This window comes from Pseudomonas viridiflava, assembly GCF_003702045.1.
GTDB classification, from domain to species: domain Bacteria; phylum Pseudomonadota; class Gammaproteobacteria; order Pseudomonadales; family Pseudomonadaceae; genus Aquipseudomonas; species Aquipseudomonas viridiflava_C.
In genome coordinates, this window is the sequence record NZ_RBTP01000074.1 from 1 (window position 1) to 5,311 (window position 5,311).

The 5,311-nt window shown below is 43.3% G+C and carries 4 protein-coding genes and 2 pseudogenes; all 6 read right to left on the bottom strand.

The window, feature by feature from the left end; genetic code table 11:
- Window positions 1–348: pseudogene (locus tag ALP40_RS25675) on the bottom strand (hypothetical protein); the annotation flags it as partial.
- Between the two features lie 245 nt (window positions 349–593).
- Complete coding sequence (locus ALP40_RS25905) at window positions 594–950, bottom strand: T6SS immunity protein Tli4 family protein (protein WP_310887073.1); 357 nt, start codon at window positions 948–950, stop codon at window positions 594–596.
- A gap of 68 nt (window positions 951–1,018) precedes the next feature.
- Entirely contained in the window at window positions 1,019–1,471 is a 453-nt protein-coding gene (locus tag ALP40_RS25910; RefSeq protein ID WP_259640744.1) for a hypothetical protein, read from the bottom strand.
- Between the two features lie 426 nt (window positions 1,472–1,897).
- Entirely contained in the window at window positions 1,898–2,920 is a 1,023-nt protein-coding gene (locus ALP40_RS22930) for a DUF6396 domain-containing protein (protein WP_122210438.1), read from the bottom strand.
- Between the two features lie 2 nt (window positions 2,921–2,922).
- Window positions 2,923–4,845, bottom strand: coding sequence for a phosphatidylserine/phosphatidylglycerophosphate/cardiolipin synthase family protein (locus ALP40_RS22935; protein ID WP_122210439.1), 1,923 nt, complete (start codon window positions 4,843–4,845; stop codon window positions 2,923–2,925).
- Window positions 4,846–5,311 (bottom strand): annotated as a pseudogene (locus tag ALP40_RS22940) (type VI secretion system tip protein VgrG); the annotation flags it as partial.

A 5,311-nucleotide genomic window follows, 5' to 3' on the forward strand; every position in this document is an offset into this window, starting at 1 on the left:
ATTTCGCGAACAGCACACTAGATTTTGGTCCGATATCGCAGCGGCGTCCATTTGGTATAAAGTGTTTTTAAACGTTAGCAAATACGCATTGATTGTATAGGAATCCTTACGCTGATATAAGACAAGAGCGCTTCCATTACTAAGTGTGACGGTCCGCTCATAGGTATCGGACTTGCCACGAGCAGCGCCTGTATTTAATTTGCTTATGGTGTTGGCGATGTTGGCTTCTAATTGTGATTTTCCATTCTTGCTGATGAGTTCTATTTTTTCATTATAAATTTTATAGTCGGCTGTTATTTCAGAGTTGGCGGGTAGGTCTAGTTTTCTATGAGAAGCTTTAGGACCCAAGCAAGAATGTGCATATAGATAGCTTAGTTGTCCGGTTTTTAAAGTTTGTTCGGATGGAAAGACTCAAGTAAATTGTTCCAGGCTGAGAGAAATTCTTCTTCAGTCAAACCGTCTTGTGATCGGGTTGGAAAACCAGGAGCGTTTTCAGGTAAATGATCGGAGGTAAACGAGTAAGTCGCGGTTATCCTGATTTCTGGTTTCTGAATGTCTTCCGGCATGCCGGGGTAGTACCACATACCGGTGATTTAAGTTAAGTAGGTGCCATTCAGTTTTTTAGTGGTGCCTTCAATGATCTCTTCTCCCTTAAAGTCGTGTATCACTCTACTGGAATTTTTAAATTTTTTGATTCTATTCTCTGAGTCGCTAAGCCACTTTAGCGCACCGGGTAATTCTAAGTCAGGGATACTGGGTGTCCGATCAGAAAGAGGAGGGTTAGGTTCGCCTTGGTAGGCGTCGATCTTGAATTCGATAATAAACCCTTTGTTGTCAGTGTCTTCAAAAAAAGCGCTTAAGGACTCTCGCTCATTTTCTTTCCCGTCAATGCAGCCTTTTACAAAGCAAAATCCACTATGCATATTCTCAGAGGCATGAAAACGTGACATAAGCTAAGCAATGCGCGATGGAGCGCTTAAGGTTCGTTCGCCACCTATCTCCAGCACCACATTTTTTTTCACACAAATCCTAGGGAGCTATTTGAAACCTCATCCATAGGTTTGCCATAAACATCAACACCTGTTAGACGTTTGTGATTGTATGCAATCAGCCACGTATCGTCGGATGGTTGTAATATCTCAGCAGGTTTTTCTATGGTTTTACGGCCTACCTCATTATTTTTTATCGTCGCTAATGAGCTGTTGATCAATTGTTCTGCGCGCGGCTTTATGTAATCAAAGTAAACCTTTATAGGGGGGGCATCCTTATTCAGTGCAATATCTGCGAGTTCCATACTTTCAGGGATATCTAAGTTGAATCGGCCAAGAGTGACTGAATATACTTGGCTGCTTTGACGGTGAGGTTTTTTCTTTGGCGGTCCTTTGCTACTTAATCCGAGGGTTGATGGCAAAGCTATCGCGAGCCCAAATGCCAAAATTTTATAAATCTTTTTCTTTTGGGTGATCGGCATACATTTTTACTCTTTCACGATATTGATTACATAGTGGAATAAGTGAGCAAGCATTTAGTATTAGGCTTTTGCTTGCATCTATATAATATAAAATATTCAGTGATGGTCCAATTTGGTTTTTGAATTTAATTGAAAGGAGGTGGTAGATAATAGGGTAAGAATTTTATATTTTTATTGGCTGCACTCAGAAAGAATGAGCAAAGAGCTCCTGTGAGCGATAAAGCGACTGATGTTGAGAATTGGTACTTGGGAATGTTAGTTAAAGGTCTTTTTCCGGTAGTTAAAAATATTATTGCTTTGAGCGGGGCATAGTATGCCCCGTAAACCGGGAGTGTCAGAATGACTGTAATATATACACCCTAAGAGGCTCGGCATTTGCTGTTCGTTAGTAAAGTTGATTTTGCACTTTAGGGTAGTTAGTGTTGCTCAATTTTTTGATAGCCTGAGACCGGTTTCTGGATCAAGATGTTTTTCTGCACTTAGGCGCTTAATTAAATCTTGGTCGGGCTTTGCTGGTTCTGCTTTCGATTCACGCTCTTTCTGCCATTGAAACGAACCGTCCCAATTGGGTAGCTCGGCGGGTGGAAGAGGTACGATAGAATCAATGTCGGGCAACTTCGCACCAAGCTGCTCGTTTTCCGCTAAAAATTTACTTATTTTTTTGTATCTTGCTGAGCGATCTTGATCAGCATTCAATGCCATGTAATAAAGATTGTCTTCCGTTAGCGGGCCGTCAAAAGCTTTTCCAAGTTTTCTGGCTGAAGCAGAATCTCCTGATTTTACGCCTTGTTGATAAACCTCCAAAGCTTCTTTGTACTTGGCACCTACGCGTAGAAAAGCTGCTAAATCTTGCGCCGCGCGCCCGTGCCCTTGGGACGCGGCGCAACGACGCATCTCTGTCATTACCATATGTGCACCCGTTGCACGACCTAGCAAATTTGCGACATAAAACTGCGCGTCAGGGTTTCCCAAGTCTGCCGCCTTACGGAAATAGGCGTTCGACTTATCGTGATCTTGCTCTACGCCATAACCTATCTCAAGGTAATGTGCCATATCATAATAAGCTCCAGGTATGCCCTGATCGATAGAGCTTTCAACTAAATCAATTGTTTCCTTCTGCGGATCTGGAGAGCTAGCTAGGCCCTGAGAAATAAGCATCTGCAAATTTGTAGAAGCTTTATAGTGACCATACGATGCGGCAATACGATAGTATTTTGCTGCTTCATTCAGGTTTTTTGGTCCTTCCTTTTGTTCAAGGAAAAGACCGTATTTGTAAAGCCTATCTGCGTCTGGGTCTAATGGTGGAAGCAAATCTGCTTCTCGATGACATTGAAATGCTAGGTCATTATGCGTTTTGATTGTGTCAGTCTGAGTTTGCATCGTGTTCTCCGCTGATGCTGTAGTTATAATGCTAAAAAAAAGACATGTAAGAAATATATAATAATGCATTTCTAATCCAGGTTTTTGCGTGCTGGGCTATCGCGGTAGAATTCTATTAGCGAAGCGTAAGGGGATTTTTTTTCATCGATTGAAGGTATTCTGTTTTGCTCTTGGCGAGCCTTATTCTCCACAATGATATCTTGCCAGCTGTCAAATGCTTCCGCTGCATCGTCTTGTGCACCCATCCCCTTTGTATGTATATCCCATAGGTGCTGGCGTAGAGGCTTTGACAAAGCAGGGCTCTCGTGGCAGATATTTAACTCGCTGTCAACCTCCATGCTGCGTATGTTAATATTTGCAGAGCCTAAAGTAGTGAACACATCATCGATTATCGCTAACTTGCTATGGATGTAAACGGGCATCCAGTTGTCGGGCGGTGAGTCAGGAGCAACTAATGTGCATATATGAACTTTAAGTCCTGGGATCTCTACCGGTACAATAGCCATTCCTTTCTTAAGTGGGATCGACGCCTCAAGTTGCTTCTGCTTAGCTTCTGCAGCCACAACTTTTGCTTCACGCTCTTCTTTCATCTTTTGGAAGAGCTTGGGTTCTATTAAGTTTTGTGTAGTATAGTTTAATGATGATAAAGATTGTTTGGCGTTAATTGTTTCCAAGCGCGCTTTATTTAGCTGTTCGTCTAGGCTATCGTCTCGTTCAAGCTTTGAAACGGTAGGCAAAACATCTTTCCGGCCTAGACTTTTCAACATTCTGTAAGTGTTCATTGAGCCATCACCCATTCCTTCGTCGCTTGAGTTAGTGACGACGAATAGGTAAATTGCTCCATGTTTTGCATGGCTTCTGCCCCACTCTAGCTGCTTCTGCGCGGAGTTTTTTATTGCCGTTGCAATAGGTTCCCATCTGAAATATTGATTTTCCATGTATATGTAGTTTGTGACGTTGTTAGTCGCTTTTAAATAAAGCGCTTTAATGTCGTGCACGCCTTCTTGTTGTTGGGTCCGAAGTAACTGTGCCATTATGGGCGTTCCAGCCTCAGATCGAGGTTTTAACTGCCCTGCAATATTTTTTCTTTTAGATAGCAGGTTTATACCTGTTTGACGCTTCCATGCTTGACAGAAATTGTGGTTGAGATGTTCAAGAATCGGTCCTGTCACTTTACTGGAAATATCCTGCCGAGGAGTGGCACCATTTCGTCCAAATTGAGCGTGCATTCTCGCATAGCTGTGATTGTCTTTATCCCAGTAAGCATCTAAAGTGTTATGCCCCATTACAAAGCCGACGGCATTTTCTGGTTTTTCATAATCAATGAGAACCATCTTTTGGTGGTGGGTAGGCGCACCAGACATCGCCAAAGTGCTCATGAATTTATTGGTTTTTGTACCATTCTTATCTTCACCGTTTACGAGAAGTTGCCATGCAATTTCTACGCGCTCAATAAATCCAAAATCTCGAGTCGCAAACTCAACATTTTTTAAGTAGTATTTTGAGTTTTTCATTGCAGTGTTCTTATCACCTACTCCAGTAATGCGTGCTTGCCCATACCACTGCTTATCATACTCTTCTTGCGCGTCATTACGGTTTTGCTTACCTTTTGAAAAATAACTTATTAAGTTATCGCCGGGCGTTGGATTTTCCATGATCTGCGCTGCAGGAAGATACCAGCATAGAATTCTGACCTTAACGCCTTCAGCGCCTTTTTTTACTAGTAGATCCCCTATGCATAGGTCACTAGTGTTTCCATTACGTTTAAAATACATTGAAGGCTGGAAGCCCCAGCAAATGTAATCGATACTTACGGTGGCGGCCATGATCGCATCATAAAGTGCGCCGAACGCACGCTCCCCGTTTACCAAGGGCTCAAATGTTGCTGGGACCGGGTGGTACTCCGTACTTTGTAAAAACCACGGGAGGTTTAAGGTAGTTGATGTTGTTTTACCTGTAGCGATCGGAGAGGTAATTGAGTTGGACGATTTCATTTAAGCCTCGTCTGAATTTGGATTGTTGAGCGATGCATAGCTGTCTCTAAAGAGACTACGAGTTCCGGGTTGATTTACATCCGGATGAGATTTATTTTCGTGACGGTGAAACCCGCTATTAGCCAGCTCGGCATTTTTCTGTTCCCCCTTGTATTGTCCGCCTACGGGTATGTCATAGCTGACGCCGTTTGCCAGTTCTACGGTATAGTCCGTTGTCGTCGGATGGTGATCGACATCAATCATCCCGGTCTTGTCCATTACCCCTTGCTTGATCATTGAGCTGCCAGCATAAAGTTTGTAAGGCATACCCGACCAAGCGCTGGAGCTTCCCGCATTTGTATTCCCGGCAAAAAATGACAAGCTTTGCGTCACAGACGACTCAGGCCAGGCCGGATTCTCACGGTTGAGCTGCGCCGGCCCGCTGAACGTCTTCTTCGCGCCCTTGATATCAATGGTGCCCGGCGCA

Excerpts from the sequence above, each read along its gene's own strand:
- ALP40_RS25905 (WP_310887073.1), bottom strand. The coding sequence starts at position 950 with ATGTCACGTTTTCATGCCTCTGAGAATATGCATAGTGGATTTTGCTTT.
- ALP40_RS25910 (WP_259640744.1), bottom strand. The coding sequence starts at position 1,471 with ATGCCGATCACCCAAAAGAAAAAGATTTATAAAATTTTGGCATTTGGG.
- ALP40_RS22930 (WP_122210438.1), bottom strand. The coding sequence starts at position 2,920 with ATGCATTATTATATATTTCTTACATGTCTTTTTTTTAGCATTATAACT.
- ALP40_RS22935 (WP_122210439.1), bottom strand. The coding sequence starts at position 4,845 with ATGAAATCGTCCAACTCAATTACCTCTCCGATCGCTACAGGTAAAACA.